This is a genomic window from Chitinophaga niastensis (assembly GCF_003014755.1).
GTDB classification, from domain to species: Bacteria; Bacteroidota; Bacteroidia; order Chitinophagales; family Chitinophagaceae; genus Chitinophaga; species Chitinophaga niastensis.
This window is the reverse complement of sequence record NZ_PYAW01000007.1, coordinates 147,716-164,494: the sequence shown is the minus strand read 5'-3', so window position 1 is coordinate 164,494 and position 16,779 is coordinate 147,716. Positions and strand designations below refer to the sequence as shown.

Here is a 16,779-nt window from a genome sequence, read left to right as displayed (position 1 = left end):
TGCTTATCTCCTTACTTTTCCCTATTTTTAATTACATAAAAACGAAACCCATGCGAAACCTTCATATACCTGCTATTCGTGTACACGCCTATGGTGCATCCGATCAGCTCTTTTTGGAAGAGGTGCCGGTTCCAGTACCGGCGAAGGACGAAGTGCTCCTGAAAATTGTTGCCAGTGGCGTAAATCCTATAGATTGGAAGATAAGAGAAGGTATGATGCAGCATCCATTGCCTTTTACGCCCGGTGTAGAAGCGTCCGGCGTTGTTACTGCTGTTGGTGATGGCGTATTTGGAATGAAGATAGGAGATGAAGTGTATGGTGCGGTAGACGGTTCCTACGCTGCTTATGCAGTAGCACCGGCCGTTCAGTTGTACCACAAACCACTGCATTTGTCTTTTGAAGAAGCGGCAGCCATGGGTGGCGGCAAAACCGCCTGGGGCGCCTTGTTTGATGTAGCTAAACTTACAAAAGGGCAACGTATCCTGATCCATGCAGGGGCAGGTGGGGTTGGTCTTTTTGCAGTACAACTGGCTTTTAATGCCGGGGCTTATGTAATAGCCACTGCCAGCGCGGAGAACATGGATTTTGTAACTTCCCTGGGAGCCAATGAAGTGATTGATTATAAAGCGGCCCCTTTTGAAACACAGATGTCACCAGTGGACATCGTGTTTGATACAGTAGGGGGAGAAACCACCAATCGGTCTATTGCGGTGGTTAAACCCGGTGGACTACTACTATGTATCGTTAATATGCCAACACCTGAAAAGGTGGAAGCAGCGGGTATCCGGGCGTTATGGGGCGGCACCAAAACAGTTACAGCTATGAAAGAAATAGATAAGTTGCTGCACAAGGAACTGATCAAACCTTATGTTCGCAAGGTGTTTAAGTCTTTGTCGCACGCAGCAGCAGCGCAGGATTACAGTCAAAATGGTGGTCCCGGCAGAGGGAAGATTGTATTGAGGATATCTGAGGAGTAATATAATAATTACGAATTACGGATATAAGCGAAGATTGCTCCGATCCGTAATTCGCAATTCGTAATTTATTTCCCAATGATCTTCTTCCGGTGCTGCAAGCCCCATTGTTGCAGAGCGTTTATCACGCTATCCAGTGTATCTGCATAAGCCGTGAGGGTATATTCTACAGATACCGGCTGACTATCGTACACCGTGCGTTTTACCAGTTTATGTGCTTCTAGGTCTTTCAGTTCTTTGGAAAGTACCTTGGAAGTGATTTTGGGAATACTGCGTTCAATATCCCGGAAACGTTTATGTCCCCTGGAAACTGCAATAATGATAGGCAGCTTCCATTTGCCGCTGATCACGTCCAGCGCATCTCTTACAGGCATTATTACCTTGTGGCAATCTGTATGTAGTTCGGTAGCTGTTTCACCACAGCCTCCATGTAGTACTGTCTTCATTTTCAATATAGGTTGGTTACCTCTTGTAAAGCACTTACTTTAAGGTAACTGGTTACTTTTTGATAGCAAATATATTAACTTTGCAGCTGGATGCTAAATAAAATATATGAAAGTAGAAATATGGTCTGACATCATGTGCCCGTTTTGCTATATCGGCAAACGGAAGTTTGAAGCAGCACTGGAACAATTTCCCGGCAAAGATAAAATTGAAGTGGAATGGAAGAGCTTTCAGCTGAATCCTGCACTGAAATCACAACCGGATAAGGATGTTTACGATTACGTAGCAGAAATGAAAGGACAATCCCGTGATTGGTCCTTGTCTGTACACGCACAACTCACCAACACCGCTAAAGAAGTAGGGCTGACCTATAATTTTGATAAAGCAGTTATTGCTAATTCATTTGATGCCCATCGCCTGATACAGCTGGCTAAAAAGCACCAACTGGGTGATGCCGCAGAAGAAAGATTGTTTACTGCCTACTTCACAGAAGGCAAAGACATGAGCAATCAGCAAACGCTCCTGGAATTAGGCGCAGAAATAGGCCTGGATAAAACCGAAGTAGCTGCTGTTCTCCAGTCAAATGACTATGCCGCTGCTGTAAATGAAGATGTAAACGAAGCACAACAGTTAGGTATCAGAGGCGTTCCTTTTTTTGTACTGGACCGTAAGCTGGGCGTATCAGGTGCGCAGCCGGTAGAAGCATTTTCAAAGGCATTGGAACAGGCCTTTACAGAATGGAAAAAAACACAACCGGTGATAGAACTGGAAACGTTATCAGGACAGGTTTGTACGCCTGATGGGGAGTGTAATTAAATTTATTATTACGAGAGAAAATAAAAAGCGTGCAGGTATTATCTGCACGCTTTTTTATACGAGTTTTACTTATATGGTAAAAATTATAATGACTTTAATATTGTCATAAATATATGCGCTTGTTCTTTGGTTTTGATTGCCTTACCCAGAGAACTTGTTTCCCCTGACTTCAAGGTATCCTTGATGTTACGATCTTCACATTGCTTCGCTTTGAGAAGAAGGGCATGAACTTTTTTCTGCGTTTCTTTATCCATAATAATAAAGTTAAGAAAAATTTATTTTCAAGTTAAGAGCCATTGGTCTGAAAATTTCTTATGCAAGAAATTGAAATTATTTTCTGCATTTGTAAATTGAATCTTAATAGAAAAAAATAACAGAAGAAAATTTCTATTACATTCCAATCTTCAGTTGCAAAAATCGGGAATGTAATTTCTGGATTGGTATAATTTGTAATCCTTTTTCGCACCAATCCCCCAGGAGATAATTAATAAATATCTTCTTAGCTTTACGCCATAAATAATCCGTTATGGCGCTCCTGAAAAGAATCAACCCTTTCTCCAGAAAAAATGATGACACTGGTTTTGGTACCAATCCAAATGGCTTTGGTGGCCGTTTTATTAATCGTGACGGGAGTTTTAATATACGCCGCGAAGGCCGCCCATTTATGTACAGGTTTAATATCTATCATGCATTACTGAATTTACCGGCATGGAAATTCGGTTGTGTGATTCTGCTTTTTTATTTCTCCATCAACCTGCTGTATACCAGCATTTACTGGATGTTAGGACCGGAGCAACTGCAGGGCATCATAGGGCAAACCACCTGGGCTAAATTTAAAGAGCTGTTTTTCTTCAGTACAGAAACCTTTACTACTGTGGGTTATGGCCGTGTAAATCCAATAGGTGATGGCGCTAACATGACGGCCGCCATAGAAGCCATGAGCGGCTTCTTATCGTTTGCAGTAGCTACAGGTCTTATCTATGGCCGCTTCTCCAGACCAAGAGCTCACCTGTTGTTCAGCGATGAGGCACTCATTGCGCCCTTTAAGGGTAAAACAGCGCTGATGTTCCGGTTCGCCTCCTATAAGGAACACCATACGCTCACTAATGTGGAAGTACTGGTTACAGCAGGATTACAGATCCAGGATAATGGCAATGCGGTGTACCAGTTTTATACACTCTCCCTGGAAAGAAATAAAATAGAATCCTTGTCCATGAACTGGACAGTAGTGCATACTATCGATGACGATAGCCCACTGCTGGGCTTCTCAGCGCAGGACCTGGAAAATGCAGATGTGGAGATTTATGTAACCGTAAGAGGTTTCAACGATGTATATGCCAATACGGTTATACAACGTACTTCTTATACATACCAGGAAATAACGTTCAACAGGAAGTTTATACCGATGTACCGCGAAAGTGAAAATGGGAAGACAACAATTCTGGAATTACATCACCTGAATACATCAAAACCAATAGAAGATCCAGGGGCTTAAAGCGCCCTGGGATCTTCTTTATGAGATATTAGTAATAATCCGATAAAAGTAAATAACCCATTAATGATCAGTAATTCCAGGCCTATCTGAAAATTGCCCAGGAAGAACGACTGGTATTTGTCTACCACAAAACACAGCAAGGGAGCGGCTACACATACTACCGGCACCAGTGCATCATTCACACGACGCTTCGTTAAAATACCAAATGCAAAAAGACCCAGCAAAGGTCCGTAGGTATAGGTGGCTACTTTCAGGATCACCCCAATCATACTCTGGTTATTCACCCACTCAAATACCATCACAAATAACAGGAATATAAATGCCATCAGCAGGTGTATACGTTGACGGTACTTTTTCTTCTCCGCTTCTGTCCAGTCCGTTCTGCGCTGCATATCCAGTATGTCGATGCAGAAAGAAGAAGTGAGTGCTGTCATGGCACCATCTGCACTGGGAAACAGTGCAGAGATCAGCGCCACAATAAAGATTACGGAAATCACTGGTGGCATATGATGCAGCGCCAGTTCAGGAAATAATTTATCACCATCTACTGTTACCTGTTGTTGAGCAGCGTAGAGGTGCAGCAGTCCTCCCAGGAACAGGAACAGGCCTATCACAATTAACATGATAAAAGCCAGCGACACCATATTTTTCTTAGCGTCTTTTAAAGTTTTTACAGAGATATTTTTCTGCATCATTTCCTGATCAAGACCTGTCATCGTAATAGTGATAAAGGCGCCGGCCAGTATCTGTTTTATAAAAAATAATTTGTCGTTGGGATCTGTATTAAAGATCCTTGTCAATCCTTTCTGCTGCATGGCTACAATACTTTCGCCAAAGCCAAGGTTCATCGTATGCAGGATAAATCCTACACAGATCACGAGCCCCGCCAGCATACACGTAGTTTGCAGGGTATCGGTGTATACAATGGTTTTTACCCCGCCTTCATAAGTGTAGAGCAGTATCATAAATAATATGATAAGGGTCGTCAGCCAGAAGGGCACACCAAAGCTGGAAAGGATCGCATCCTGTAATATTCTTACCACGAGGTATAATCTTGCAGTGGCGCCCAGTGTACGGGAAAGAATAAAAAAGGAAGCCCCCGTTTTATAAGATTTTCTCCCAAAGCGGGTATCCAGGTAATTATAGATAGAAGTGAGCTGTAGCCGGTAATAGAGTGGTATCAATACATAGGCAATAGTGATGTAACCAATGAAATATCCCAGTGTGATCTGAAAATAGGAGAATGCATCTTTGCCAACAGCTCCCGGTACACTAACAAAAGTTACCCCGCTCAGCGAAGTACCAATCATCCCAAAGGCCACCAGCATCCAGTTACTGTTGCGGTTACCGATAAAAAATGATTCATTGTTGGAATTGCGGCCCGTATACCACGCAACAATCAGTAGAATGACAAAGTAGGCAATGACGAATGAGAATAATAATCCTGGCGACATAAATCAAATTTAATCAAGATACTACTTTCCCGCAAAGGCGCAAAAGAGCAAAGACGCAAAGATAATATCTTCGCGTCTTTGCTACATGTTTGATTTTATACAGGGATTATAATTGTTTTTCCAGCCACTCAGCCGCCAGGGAAGCCGATTTGTCTACTGTTGCAGGTGTTATGTAAAAATCCATTTGGTTATATTCATTCAGCCAGGTAATATTTTTTTCGCCTGGCAGCTGGTCGTAAAACAACTGCGCACCATCCGGTATAACGGCGCTCTGACTATGAATAAGTAGCGCAGGTTGTGTTACCTGTGTAGCTGCGGCAATGCCATCAAAGCGCAACCAGGGGCCCCAGCTCATTACGGCGAGTCGGTTCTTCCATTCCGGGATAGCGCCTTTGGCAGGATTGAGGTAATAATCAAAGCCACTGCCTGGCATGTACATGGCAGCACTGGCATCTGTTTCACTGGCCGCAGGAATATAGATTGTTTCGCCGGTAGCAGCATATGTTTTGGCTGCTGCTTCGGAAGCGGCCAGCAAACCGGCAACGCCACCATCCTTACCGCTGTATATGGCGGTGATAAAGGCTTCATTGTGCAACCAGCCGGCAATGCTTACAAATGCACTGATGCGGTTATCGGCTGCTGCGGCATGTGCCATATAGGCCGCGCTCGCGCACACACCTACGTAGGCAATCTTGTCAACAAAGGAGAGCCCCCTCAAATAGCTTACCGCCGCCTGCAGATCCGCAATTTTTTCAACAGGATTTTCAAATTCTCTTGGCAGGCCTTCACTTTCTCCATAATGACGATAATCAAATATCAATGCTACAAATCCACGTGCTGCCAGTTGCTCCGCGTATAAAGTGGCCATCTGTTCCTTTACAGTCGTCCAGCTGCCGGTAACAATAACTGTGGGATAGGTGGCATTTTCCTGGAAAGATGCAGGGAGATACAGCTTTCCTTTTATTACCAGCCCGTCGCTGGAAAAGCTGGCCGGACGGATACTTACAGCATTGCTATTGTTCAGGCTTTGAAAGAACCGGTCTGCTGTATTTGCAGGTGCGGTAAATGAAATCCAGGTTTTACCTTCCTGTACGCGTTGCTGCGCCAGTGCGGGTAATTGCAGGTTGCCGGTTTGTTCTTCCAGGTGAAAGGTCATTTTATTTACCTGCCAGCCATTATGATTATTTTCCAAAGAAAAATCATAAGAGCCGGTAATAACCCATATTTCACCTCCGGGGGCACCAGGTAAGTAATGCAGGGCAAGGCCACGCGCATTTACTGCCGCTGTATTTTCGTGTATACTTACCCGGTAGTCGGATATCTGGTGGTGTGTACTTTTGAATCCGGGCATTAATCCGGCCCAGGCGCCGGTGATCTGTGCGGGTGTTAAAGTGGCTGGTGTGCCACCTGCCAGAGAGGTGTAATCCAGTACCACAGCAGGTGCAAAGGATGCCTGTACTTTTTCCCAAAGGCGGGCATCTGTACTTTCAAATATATTGTGAACGATGTTAATGAGTGTTGCGTTTTCCATTTTGTTTGCATTTTGGTTTGTGATACAAAGATGCTGCAATCGTTATACTGCTGTAGAACGACAAATAAATAAAAAATGATAAATTTCAACTATTTACCCTTTTTTGCGCCCGGTACTGTGCAGGGGAAAGTTGTAACTGCTTTTTAAAAAAAGCGCTGAAATGTGTAGCCTCACTGAAATGTAGCTCCCATGATATTTCCTTGATACTTTTATCTGATTGTATCAGTAGCTGGCTGGCCAGATCTGTCAGGTGCTGCTGAATATGCTGACTGGCCGTTTTGCCACTGAGGCGCTTACACGCAGCATTCAGGTAATTGGGATGTACATGCAGCAGGTTGGCATAATAAGATGGAGAGTGAAGGTCAGTACCCGTTTTATCGCCGGAATGAAAAAACTCGCTGGCAATCAATGTCTGGAAACGTGATACCAGCTGTATATCTGCTGTACGGTTTTGTTCCAGGGCCTCGCCGGTACCAAAAGAATACTGGTCATAAAAACGTTTTACATATTGCATCAGTAAATGCGTATAAGCGTAAATGAATGCAAATTTATCCGGGGCATCTCCGTGGTATTCGCTGAAAATTTTTTCAAGCAACATCGCTATGTGCGTAGCTGTTTCTTCAGGGATATTAAAAGGGATGGATTTATCCAGCCGGAAATATGGGAAGTCCGCCATCAGGTGCTGCCACAGCGGATAGGCTTTTACAAAATCTGCATCAAAAATGATATAATATCCCTGCCAGTCATCTACAATATCCCAGGAAATTACCTGGTAAGGAGAATTGAAAAAAAGATTGGCCAGCATAGGGGCGCCATTTACCTGTTTGTTGCCGCCCGCAAGCCGGAGGGCAATAGCATAACACTCATGCCGGAACGGAGCTACCTGCTGATGTACCGTTTTCATGTTGTCCGCAAAACGTCGGATATCAAAATGAGGGTGCAGCGGTGGTGGGATATTAATATTACGGCAATAGGATTCAATATCGGGAATGAGTTCCATCACATAAGGATTTTGATATACGCAAGATCGGGCATTTTTTGATGCAGATAAATATTCATTCAACAGATTAAAATTAGGTCCATAAGTAGTATTTATCTCTCAAAAAAAATACTTGACTCTGGCAAATAATAAATTTGCTTTTGTCAAGTATTTTAGTAATTTTGGTTGATAAACAATACCCTATGTCAGCTGATATTCAAACAATAGGTGATATCCGCCGTTTTAACCGCTTTTATACGGGCATGATCGGATTACTGAACCAGCACATCCTGGAAAGTAATTTGTCGCTATCAGAAGTACGCGTTTTATATGAGATCGGGCAACAGGATAAGTGCACTGCCGGTCAATTAATCGCTGCCCTGAAAATTGACGGGGGATACCTCAGCCGCATGCTGAAGAAGTTTGAAAAAGAAGGATGGCTGAGCCGGCAGCAGTCTACCGGCGACGGACGTACATTTTTTCTGCACCTGACCAATAGTGGCAAAAAGATGCTGGCGGGACTGGATGAAAAATCAACGGAAGAGATCCGCCAGTTAGTGGACCCCTTGCCTGAAAAGCAGCAACAGCAGGTGGCCGGCGCCATGAAAACCATTCAGGAGGTATTATCAGCGCCTTCAGTAGCCCCTGTTGCGGATATCCATTTCCGTTATAACCTGCTCCCCGGAGATGTTGGCTACCTGATTTACCTGCATGGTCATTTATATGCACGGGAATCGGGCTATAACCTGGAGTTTGAGGCATATGTATGCAAAACATTTTATGAATTTTTACCCACTTATAACCCGGCCAAGGATCGTATTTTTTTGGCCACTGTGGATAATCAGATAGTAGGAGCAGTAGCTATTCTGGGCTCTTCCCGCCACCTGGCGCAGCTGCGCTGGTTCATCATCCATCCGGATTACAGGGGTAGAGGCCTTGGCAAAAAACTCCTGGAACAGGCACTGGATTTTTGCCGGGAAAAACATTATCAGAAAGTATACCTGATGACCACCAGCATGCAGGAAACAGCGATTGCATTGTACAAAAGAGCAGGCTTCCGCAAAACAGGCGAAAAATATTTGCAGCAATGGGGACAACAGCTGTATGAACAGCGCTATGATATGGAGTTGTTTTAATTACGAATTACGAATTGCGAATTACGGATATGAGCGAAGACCGCTCCGATCCGTAATTCGCAATTCGTAATTCGTAATTCTTTCAGGTGTATTTATGCAATAACACTATTTGTCCCAAATGGTATGCATCATGTTCAGCAATGCCCTGTATATAATAGATCGCTTTTTGTTTTGTACCAGGGAAAGTATCAAATAACTTATCCTCCGGAAATAGGCGGATGGTGGCGGCCATCTGTTCAAAAGAGTGTTCCAGCCGGTGTATGGTGGACTGCCAGTTTTCTTCTCCATGATTTTCAGGCATGTAAAAATCGGGGAGGTCGCCATCCTGTTCAGGTGCTTCGTTGTGCATATAACGTTGCACCCGCTGATGCCAGTAGATAACATGATTCACCACCTGCCAGATGGAATTGGATGTCTGGAACTGTTTCACCGCCTGTTGTGCGTTAACGCGGGAAAGATGCTCCTGGAAATTAACATCTATCCAGGGATCGCCATTGTAGAGGTTTTCCACCGAAGTGGCTAAGTGTTCAGTCAGTTGCATGTAAGTAGCCATTTTGTAGGTGAGCAGATATGAAAACTAATTTAACACTTAATAAACGAATAAACAATCGGCATTAACGGTCCGCAATGATTCTTTCCCTATTTTTAGAAAATATAAAAACCCATCGTTATGGATCAGCAGGAATTGGAAATCAACAAAAATGAAGATGCCATGCGGATGGCCATCAGCACCATGAAACAACGCCTGGGAGTAATAGAACAGGGCGGAGGAAAGAAAAGTCTTGAGAAAGTACGGCAACGTGGCAAGCTCACAGCCAGGGAGCGCATTCAATACCTCACAGATGCAGATAGCCCCTTTACTGAAATAGGTGCCTTTGCAGCCTACGACATGTATGCGGAATATGGTGGATGTCCCGCGGCAGGCACCGTTGGCGGTATAGGCTATGTAAGCGGCCGCCAGTGCATGATTGTAGCCAATGATATGACTGTGAAAGCAGGGGCCTGGTTTCCGTTGACCGGCAAAAAAAATCTCCGGTTACAGGAAATCGCGATGGAAAACCGGTTGCCCGTCATCTACCTGGTAGACAGCGCAGGTGTGTTCCTGCCCATGCAGGATGAAATATTTCCGGATAAAGAACACTTTGGCCGCATCTTCCGTAATAACGCCCGCATGAGTGCTATGGGCATCACACAAATTGCTGCAGTAATGGGTAGTTGTGTGGCCGGCGGCGCCTATCTGCCTATCATGAGCGATGAAGTGCTGATGGTGGAAGGAAACGGCTCTATCTTTTTAGCAGGCCCTTACCTCGTGAAGGCCGCTATTGGAGAGGAAGTAGATGCCGAAACATTAGGAGGTGCTATTACGCACACAGAAATTTCCGGCATTGCAGATTATAAATTTAAGACAGATGAAGAATGCCTGGATCAGATAAAACGTATTGTTGGTAAGTTAGGACATACGCCTGTTGCCGGTTTTGATCGGATTACACCGGTATTACCCGCTAAACCAATGGCAGAACTGGACAGCATTTTACCGTCTGATAGCTCCCGTCCTTATGATATGCTGGAAGTGATTGCGCGCATAGTAGACGATTCGGCCTTTGATCAGTACAAACAGGATTATGGCAAGAGCATTTTATGTGGCTACGCCCGCATAGATGGCTGGGCTGTAGGCATTGTAGCCAACCAGCGTAAAATAGTGAAGAGCCGCAAAGGTGAAATGCAAATGGGCGGTGTTATTTACAACGACAGCGCAGATAAGGCGGCACGTTTTATTATGAACTGTAACCAGAAAAAGATTCCGCTGGTATTTTTGCAGGATGTTACCGGCTTTATGGTGGGCAGCAGGAGTGAACATGCCGGTATCATTAAAGATGGGGCAAAACTTGTGAATGCAGTAGCTAATTCTGTAGTACCTAAAATTACCATCATCATCGGTAATTCATATGGTGCCGGCAACTACGCCATGTGTGGCAAAGCCTACGACCCACGCTTCATTTACGCCTGGCCTACCGCTAAGATAGCTGTAATGGGCGGCGAACAGGCGGCCAAAACACTATTGCAGATCCAGGTAGCTTCTCTCAAAGCAAAAGGAGAGGTGATTACACCAGAAGACGAAGCCCGGCTGCTGAAAGAAATCACCGATAAATATACTGCGCAAACCAGCCCTTATTACGCAGCGTCCAGGCTTTGGGTAGATGATATCATTGATCCTGTAGATACCCGTATACGTATCGCGGAAGCCATAAAAGCAGCGAATAATGCGCCGATAGAACAGGCGTTTAATGTAGGGGTGTTCCAGGTGTAGCCTTTAGCATTTAGTTGTTAGCATTTAGCATGTGATCTTTGATAAGCCATCATTTCTGACATACTAAATGCTAAAAGCTAAATGCTAAAAGCTATATTCGCATTTTTTTAGGAACCAATATGGCAGAACTGGTAGTATATACAGATGGTGCATCCCGCGGCAATCCTGGCCCGGGTGGATATGGTGTAGTGTTAATATGGGGAAGCATCCGAAAGGAATTATCACAGGGATATCGTAAAACCACCAACAACCGGATGGAGCTCCTGGCTGTTATTACTGCATTGGAAGCCCTGAAAAAAGATGGTTTACCCGTTACTATTTTTACAGACAGTAAGTATGTGGTAGACAGTATTGAGAAAGGATGGTTATGGAACTGGGTAAAAACTAATTTTAAAGAGAAAAAAAATAAAGACCTTTGGCTACGTTTTATTCCATTGTATAAAAAGCATCGTGTAAAAATGCAATGGGTAAAAGGCCACGCCAGTAACCCCTTTAACAACCGCTGCGATGAATTGGCCACAGCCGCCGCCGATAGTGGTAACTGGCTCATAGACGAAGGATTCGAGAACGGTCAATAACACACCCCGGGAAAAAGACTAACAGCAAGGAATTAAGCCAGGTATTTGTTTGATTAAACAATATCATATGCTCCTGCCACCGGTTCACGTTAATGTGGTGATTTTTGTCATTGTGATGATAGAATTCGCCATATTCTTCACCCAGCTCTTATCTTTTCTTGCCAGGCCTTACGAAAAGAACAGGCTTTGGCATGTGGTCCTCACCGGCTTATTGATCATTTACAACCTGGGTGAAAACCTGCTGGTGCTACCGGATAAAAATATCCCGCTCTCTGTAATAGCACAAAATATCATTTACGAAACCCCTGGTTACTTTGTAACCATGTACATCCCGTTTTATTGTTATAAAACGCTGGATTTAGACAGGCTGCGCTTTCACGGCAGGTATGGCTTTTTATTCCTGCTGATACCTACCATCTTCTTTTTCTTTATCTGGTATCCCCTGAACGGAAACCTGGAACAAACAATGCAATACGCATACATTATACCCGGATGTTATGCCTTTGTTGCGCTCTATGCCACCCGCAGGGCCATCATCCTTAAGTACAGGGAAGAAAAAAACAAAACTGCTTATCGGGAAAGGATGTGGATTTACATGGCAGTAGTGGTATGGGCCATTTCTCCATTGATTGAGATGTTCTCTCAACAACCTAAATGGATATCAGGCGCATTATTCAATAATTTTAATTTTTTGGTATTATATGTCCTGCTGACAAGGCAAACCGTAAAAAGATTTCTTGCAGAATATAATCAGTTACAGGAATCAAATAAAACACTGACGGAGAAAGTAAAAGAGAGAACAATGCAATTGGAAAAAGCCAATGAGCAAAGAACAAATACTTTTGTTAACCTGGTACATGAAACTAAAACCCCACTTACCTTAATCAATAATTATTTAGAAGAATATATCAATAAATACGGGCATCGAAAAGAATTGATGATCGTAAAAAACAGCGTCGATAAATTGAATAAAGATATCAGTAACCTGTTTGACCTGGAGAGGTATAATAAAGGCTTTATTATCTATAACCACGATCAGGTGGCCAACTTCAGCCAGATCCTTTCGGACAACCTTATTCTGTTTAAAATTTATTGCCGGAAGAAAAACGTGGAATTGCAGGGTGCTATAGAAGAAGATGTGTTGATAAAAGCAGATCCCGGCGCCATTAACGGTATTGTAATTAACCTGATCGAAAATGCGGTTAAGTATACCAGTGCCAACGGAGAAATAAATATAGCCCTGGAAACAGACGATAGTAAGATCCGGTTTACCGTTAAAGACAACGGCATTGGGATCAAAGAGGAATTACACGATAAAATATTTGAACCCTACTACCAGATTAATTCACAAAAAGGTGGTTTCCAGGGCATGGGACTGGGTTTGCCTATCGTTAAAAAAACAGTCAACGACCTGAAAGGTTGGATCACCATTGGCAGTAATCCCGAAAAAAAACAGGGAACAAAAATAACCATATCGCTGAACAGGCATATCACCGTGGAAAATGAGGCAACTGCATCAGATTACCTGGTCAATAATTATGCTGCCCTGGACATGGAAATGGCTATAGTGCCTGATTCTGACTACAACGATAAAAAACAAACCGTTTTAATCATTGAGGATAATATAGCAATGGTTAATTATCTCTCTAAAAAATTAAGTGAGAAATATAACGTGGCAGCTGCGCTGAACGGAAATGAGGCATTGGCAAAAATAAAAAGTTACGCCGCCTTGCCGGACCTCATTGTTTCAGATGTGATGATGGATAAGATGGATGGATTTAAGTTTGCTAAGATTATGTCAGAAGCGCCCGATTGCCGGCATATCCCTTTTATTTTCCTCTCCGCCAAGGCTGCCAGTAGAGACAGGTTCCAGGGCTTGAAACTGGGCGCTGTTGATTTTATACAAAAGCCCTTCAATACGGAAGAGCTGATCCTGAAAATTGGCGCAGTACTGGAAAATGCCGCCAAACAAAAACGGATGTTATTTGATAACGCCCTGAGAAACATGAAAAGAGGTAACATCCCTGAAGTGATACAAGCCGCTCCCGTTGCCCAGGTAACCCCCAACAGGTTCGAACAAAATTGTAGTACCTATCAACTCACTATCAGGGAAATAGCTATTTCAAAACTAATCCGGGAAGGATTTTCCTACAAACAAATTGCCGAAACACTCTTCATTGCAGAGAAGACGGTGCAAAAACATGTGCAAAATATATTTGAAAAAGTTGAAATATCAAATAAGGTACAATTGATTAATAAGTTAGAAGCCTGATGCTTTCAAACCCTTACCGGTAGGCATCTCTACTTAATTATACGTATAAAAATACTGCCAACCCCTTATTGTCTTTTAGCAGCAAATGGGTGAGATTTGCTTACATGTCCTAACCAGACACAGATCACTTCACCTGTAAAAAACGGAGCATGTTACCTGATAAAAAAACGGAACAGCCGTCTGCTGAAATGCTGACATCCATCTTTCATAATACCTTACATGAAATAGGGACCCCTTTAAATGCGGTGGTGTCGGCTTCCCGGTTATTGAAAAATGAAATAGAAAGAGGGGATACGGAGTTTGCACATGAATTGCTGGAGATGATAGTATCTTCTTCCAATTACCTGTTTGATATATTTGAGCGGGTAAGACAAGTAACCCGGCAGGAAAAACTGAGCAAGTTTGAACTGGATGAAGCCATTTTTGATTTCAGAAAATGGATCAACAACTTATTATATTCACTCACCTCACTCTTCCTGGAGAAAGAAATTACTATTGAAAAAAAGGTGGCAGATGATTTTCCACGCACGATTTTTTCTGATAAAACATATTTAACACAGATCGTTTATAATATTTTGATGAATGCCTTGAAATACAGTCCTGCCACCACTACGGTGTCTGTAAACTGTTTTATTGAGGAAGGAAGATGTTGTATTGCGGTAACTGATCAGGGTATTGGTATTTCTGCGCTGGAGATCCCTAACATATTTAAGGAATACCACCAGGTAGCGAAAGACTTTAAATCAAAATTTGGCGGTATGGGCTTAGGCTTATCCATCGCAAAAAACCTGGTAGAGTTAATGGACGGCCATATTTATGTGGAAAGTGAAGTGAGCATTGGCAGCACCTTTACGGTATCTGTGCCATTGAAAAAATTTGATCTTACTTTTTTATAAGTGCACGGATATTAACCGGTATACCTGTTTGATCGAACCAATAGGGGAGAATAATTGTATTATTAACGCAAACTCAATTTTCGTTTATGCTCACCTGGCTGATAGAAACACTGCAGAAATACCCGGAGATAGCTGTTATGCTCACCTTACTTATCGGGTTCGCTATTGGAAAGACGCATATAAAGGGTTTTACGTTGGGTACTGTTACCGGGGTGTTGCTGGTGGGCATCGCTATTGGAAGTCTTCATATTGAGATTCCATCTGCTACTAAATCTATCTTCTTCCTGTTCTTTTTGTTTTGTACCGGTTATGGAATAGGACCACAATTTTTTCAAGGGCTGCGAAAAGACGGGTTACCCATTGCCTTGTTTTCATTTATAGTTTGTTGCAGCAGCCTGTTATTTTGCTGGGGTATTGCTTCTTTATTACACTTCGATACCGGTACTACAGCAGGTTTAATGTCTGGCGCCAACACCTGCTCCGCCATTATTGGCGTAGCTTCCAATACCATTAACGAACTTAACATCAGCGATGAAGATAAAGCCAAACTGGTAAATCAGATCCCGGTGGCATATGCCGTTACATATATTTTTGGTACTGCCGGTACCAGTTGGTTCCTGTCTGTAATAGGCCCCTGGTTTATGTCTGGCAGCCGCGCCAAACTAATAGAAGAAACCAAAGAAATGGAAGCGAAGATCAATGAGGCCACCAGCGAAGGAGAGCAAAACATGAAAACTGCATACGATCATGTTGCCTTCAGGGCGTACCTGGTAAATGGAGAATTAACGGGAACAGGCAAGTCTGTAAAGGATATTGAGCAAATGTTTTATCAGAAAAAAAGAGTGTTGTACATCCTGCGCGTAAGAAGAAGTGGCAAATTGCTGGATATTTCGCCCGACTTTATTATTACACCGGGAGATATTATTGGTGTAGGCGGACAGCGGGATGCGGCTATTGCTTCGGAGTCCTTACTGGGAAAGGAAGTAGCGGACGCTGAGTTACTGACTTTCCCGGTGCAAACCATCAATGTAATTATTACCAACAAAAAAACGATTAACAGACCGATTAAATTATTACTTAAAAATAATGATTTTCATGGCATCAGTGTACGGAAGATAACCCGTACTGGTATTGAGATACCACTGAATGCACATACCATTTTGCAAAAAGGAGATATGATAGAATTAGTAGGTATACAGGAAGAATTGGACAAAGCAGTTCCGCTTTTGGGCTACAAAGAAAGAGGAGGGGTGGAAACCGACATTATTTATCTCGCCGGAGGTATAGTACTGGGTACTTTATTTGGTGCGCTGAGTTTTCGTGTAGGCAACGTGCCTTTGGAGCTTAGTACCAGTGGCGGTGCACTCATTGCCGGTTTGTTTTTTGGCTGGCTGCGGGGAGTATATCCCCGCTACGGTTATATTCCGGCTGCATCACAATGGGTACTGGCTAAACTCGGATTGCATGTATTTATAGCTATCGTGGGACTCTCTGCCAGTGCAGGTTTTCTCAAAGGATTGAGAGAAGAAGGAGTGACTTTGTTCCTGGCCGGTATGGTGTTAAGTTTGCTGCCCATGACGCTGGCCTTGTTCCTCTCTAAATATGTTTTCAAATTCCATCCGGCTATTGGTCTTGGTGCCTGTGCCGGTGCACATGATGAATCAGCGCCCTTGCTGGCTGTGCAGGATGCGCTGAATAGTAAAGTGCCTGCATTAGGTTATACAGTAGCCTACGCGGTAGCAAACATTACACTCACTACTTCGGGCGTGATCATTGTTCTCCTGATGCATAAGGGAGGATAATTAATATAAATGATTACTCAAAAACAAATTATCTTGATAGGAAAAATCACCATTCCCATTGTCCGGTTATCTGTTCACATCTCCGCTCATCACA

15 protein-coding genes are annotated in these 16,779 nt (G+C 43.3%); 9 read left to right on the top strand and 6 right to left on the bottom strand.

Annotated elements, in window-relative coordinates:
* Window positions 1-50: 50 nt before the first annotated feature.
* A complete protein-coding gene (locus CLV51_RS24725) occupies window positions 51-977 on the top strand; it encodes an NADP-dependent oxidoreductase (RefSeq protein WP_158267145.1) in 927 nt (308 codons plus the stop codon).
* A 65-nt stretch (window positions 978-1,042) separates the two neighbouring features.
* Here CLV51_RS24725 and CLV51_RS24720 read toward each other — a convergent pair whose 3' ends face one another.
* Complete coding sequence (locus tag CLV51_RS24720) at window positions 1,043-1,420, bottom strand: winged helix-turn-helix transcriptional regulator (RefSeq protein ID WP_106530783.1); 378 nt, start codon at window positions 1,418-1,420, stop codon at window positions 1,043-1,045.
* A 106-nt stretch (window positions 1,421-1,526) separates the two neighbouring features.
* On the opposite strand from CLV51_RS24720, the gene CLV51_RS24715 reads away from it, so the two are divergent.
* Window positions 1,527-2,234, top strand: coding sequence for a DsbA family oxidoreductase (locus CLV51_RS24715; RefSeq protein WP_106530782.1), 708 nt, complete (start codon window positions 1,527-1,529; stop codon window positions 2,232-2,234).
* A gap of 83 nt (window positions 2,235-2,317) precedes the next feature.
* Here CLV51_RS24715 and CLV51_RS29245 read toward each other — a convergent pair whose 3' ends face one another.
* The gene (locus CLV51_RS29245; RefSeq protein WP_158267144.1) at window positions 2,318-2,488 is read right to left on the bottom strand and encodes a hypothetical protein; all 171 of its coding nucleotides are present in this window, start codon (window positions 2,486-2,488) and stop codon (window positions 2,318-2,320) included.
* A 272-nt stretch (window positions 2,489-2,760) separates the two neighbouring features.
* Between CLV51_RS29245 and CLV51_RS24710 the strand changes: the two genes are divergently transcribed.
* Window positions 2,761-3,729 carry an ion channel gene (locus tag CLV51_RS24710; RefSeq protein WP_106530781.1) on the top strand — a complete coding sequence of 323 codons (969 nt, stop codon included), beginning with the start codon at window positions 2,761-2,763 and terminating at the stop codon, window positions 3,727-3,729.
* On the opposite strand, the gene CLV51_RS24705 is transcribed toward CLV51_RS24710, so the two are convergent.
* From CLV51_RS24705 to CLV51_RS24695, 3 genes are all read right to left on the bottom strand, one after another.
* The gene (locus tag CLV51_RS24705; protein ID WP_106530780.1) at window positions 3,726-5,183 is read right to left on the bottom strand and encodes a sodium:solute symporter; all 1,458 of its coding nucleotides are present in this window, start codon (window positions 5,181-5,183) and stop codon (window positions 3,726-3,728) included. The genes CLV51_RS24710 and CLV51_RS24705 overlap by 4 nt on opposite strands.
* Window positions 5,184-5,289: 106 nt before the next feature.
* Window positions 5,290-6,714, bottom strand: coding sequence for a nuclear transport factor 2 family protein (locus tag CLV51_RS24700; protein ID WP_106530779.1), 1,425 nt, complete (start codon window positions 6,712-6,714; stop codon window positions 5,290-5,292).
* 85 nt (window positions 6,715-6,799) lie between these two features.
* The gene (locus CLV51_RS24695) at window positions 6,800-7,714 is read right to left on the bottom strand and encodes a helix-turn-helix domain-containing protein (protein WP_106530778.1); all 915 of its coding nucleotides are present in this window, start codon (window positions 7,712-7,714) and stop codon (window positions 6,800-6,802) included.
* 182 nt (window positions 7,715-7,896) lie between these two features.
* On the opposite strand from CLV51_RS24695, the gene CLV51_RS24690 reads away from it, so the two are divergent.
* Window positions 7,897-8,829 carry a bifunctional helix-turn-helix transcriptional regulator/GNAT family N-acetyltransferase gene (locus CLV51_RS24690; protein WP_106530777.1) on the top strand — a complete coding sequence of 311 codons (933 nt, stop codon included), beginning with the start codon at window positions 7,897-7,899 and terminating at the stop codon, window positions 8,827-8,829.
* Between the two features lie 82 nt (window positions 8,830-8,911).
* Here the strand turns inward: CLV51_RS24690 and CLV51_RS24685 are convergent, their stop codons facing one another.
* Entirely contained in the window at window positions 8,912-9,370 is a 459-nt protein-coding gene (locus CLV51_RS24685) for a DinB family protein (RefSeq protein WP_158267143.1), read from the bottom strand.
* A 129-nt stretch (window positions 9,371-9,499) separates the two neighbouring features.
* On the opposite strand from CLV51_RS24685, the gene CLV51_RS24680 reads away from it, so the two are divergent.
* From CLV51_RS24680 to aspT, 5 genes are all read left to right on the top strand, one after another.
* The gene (locus tag CLV51_RS24680) at window positions 9,500-11,137 is read left to right on the top strand and encodes an acyl-CoA carboxylase subunit beta (RefSeq protein WP_106530775.1); all 1,638 of its coding nucleotides are present in this window, start codon (window positions 9,500-9,502) and stop codon (window positions 11,135-11,137) included.
* A 119-nt stretch (window positions 11,138-11,256) separates the two neighbouring features.
* Window positions 11,257-11,715 (top strand): ribonuclease HI, encoded by a 459-nt coding sequence (gene rnhA / locus CLV51_RS24675; protein WP_106530774.1) that lies wholly within the window; start codon window positions 11,257-11,259, stop codon window positions 11,713-11,715.
* Between the two features lie 67 nt (window positions 11,716-11,782).
* Window positions 11,783-13,987 (top strand): ATP-binding protein, encoded by a 2,205-nt coding sequence (locus tag CLV51_RS24670; protein WP_106530773.1) that lies wholly within the window; start codon window positions 11,783-11,785, stop codon window positions 13,985-13,987.
* A gap of 149 nt (window positions 13,988-14,136) precedes the next feature.
* Window positions 14,137-14,883: a sensor histidine kinase gene (locus tag CLV51_RS24665; protein ID WP_106530772.1), complete on the top strand. Its 747-nt coding sequence runs from the start codon at window positions 14,137-14,139 to the stop codon at window positions 14,881-14,883.
* 86 nt (window positions 14,884-14,969) lie between these two features.
* Window positions 14,970-16,685 carry an aspartate-alanine antiporter gene (aspT, locus tag CLV51_RS24660; protein WP_106530771.1) on the top strand — a complete coding sequence of 572 codons (1,716 nt, stop codon included), beginning with the start codon at window positions 14,970-14,972 and terminating at the stop codon, window positions 16,683-16,685.
* Window positions 16,686-16,779: the final 94 nt, after the last annotated feature.

What these genes read in the sequence shown, in the direction of transcription:
- CLV51_RS24725 (WP_158267145.1), top strand. Translation starts at nt 51, where the DNA reads ATGCGAAACCTTCATATACCTGCTATTCGTGTACACGCCTATGGTGCA.
- CLV51_RS24720 (WP_106530783.1), bottom strand. Translation starts at nt 1,420, where the DNA reads ATGAAGACAGTACTACATGGAGGCTGTGGTGAAACAGCTACCGAACTA.
- CLV51_RS24715 (WP_106530782.1), top strand. Translation starts at nt 1,527, where the DNA reads ATGAAAGTAGAAATATGGTCTGACATCATGTGCCCGTTTTGCTATATC.
- CLV51_RS29245 (WP_158267144.1), bottom strand. Translation starts at nt 2,488, where the DNA reads ATGGATAAAGAAACGCAGAAAAAAGTTCATGCCCTTCTTCTCAAAGCG.
- CLV51_RS24710 (WP_106530781.1), top strand. Translation starts at nt 2,761, where the DNA reads ATGGCGCTCCTGAAAAGAATCAACCCTTTCTCCAGAAAAAATGATGAC.
- CLV51_RS24705 (WP_106530780.1), bottom strand. Translation starts at nt 5,183, where the DNA reads ATGTCGCCAGGATTATTATTCTCATTCGTCATTGCCTACTTTGTCATT.
- CLV51_RS24700 (WP_106530779.1), bottom strand. Translation starts at nt 6,714, where the DNA reads ATGGAAAACGCAACACTCATTAACATCGTTCACAATATATTTGAAAGT.
- CLV51_RS24695 (WP_106530778.1), bottom strand. Translation starts at nt 7,714, where the DNA reads ATGGAACTCATTCCCGATATTGAATCCTATTGCCGTAATATTAATATC.
- CLV51_RS24690 (WP_106530777.1), top strand. Translation starts at nt 7,897, where the DNA reads ATGTCAGCTGATATTCAAACAATAGGTGATATCCGCCGTTTTAACCGC.
- CLV51_RS24685 (WP_158267143.1), bottom strand. Translation starts at nt 9,370, where the DNA reads ATGCAACTGACTGAACACTTAGCCACTTCGGTGGAAAACCTCTACAAT.
- CLV51_RS24680 (WP_106530775.1), top strand. Translation starts at nt 9,500, where the DNA reads ATGGATCAGCAGGAATTGGAAATCAACAAAAATGAAGATGCCATGCGG.
- rnhA (WP_106530774.1), top strand. Translation starts at nt 11,257, where the DNA reads ATGGCAGAACTGGTAGTATATACAGATGGTGCATCCCGCGGCAATCCT.
- CLV51_RS24670 (WP_106530773.1), top strand. Translation starts at nt 11,783, where the DNA reads ATGCTCCTGCCACCGGTTCACGTTAATGTGGTGATTTTTGTCATTGTG.
- CLV51_RS24665 (WP_106530772.1), top strand. Translation starts at nt 14,137, where the DNA reads ATGTTACCTGATAAAAAAACGGAACAGCCGTCTGCTGAAATGCTGACA.
- aspT (WP_106530771.1), top strand. Translation starts at nt 14,970, where the DNA reads ATGCTCACCTGGCTGATAGAAACACTGCAGAAATACCCGGAGATAGCT.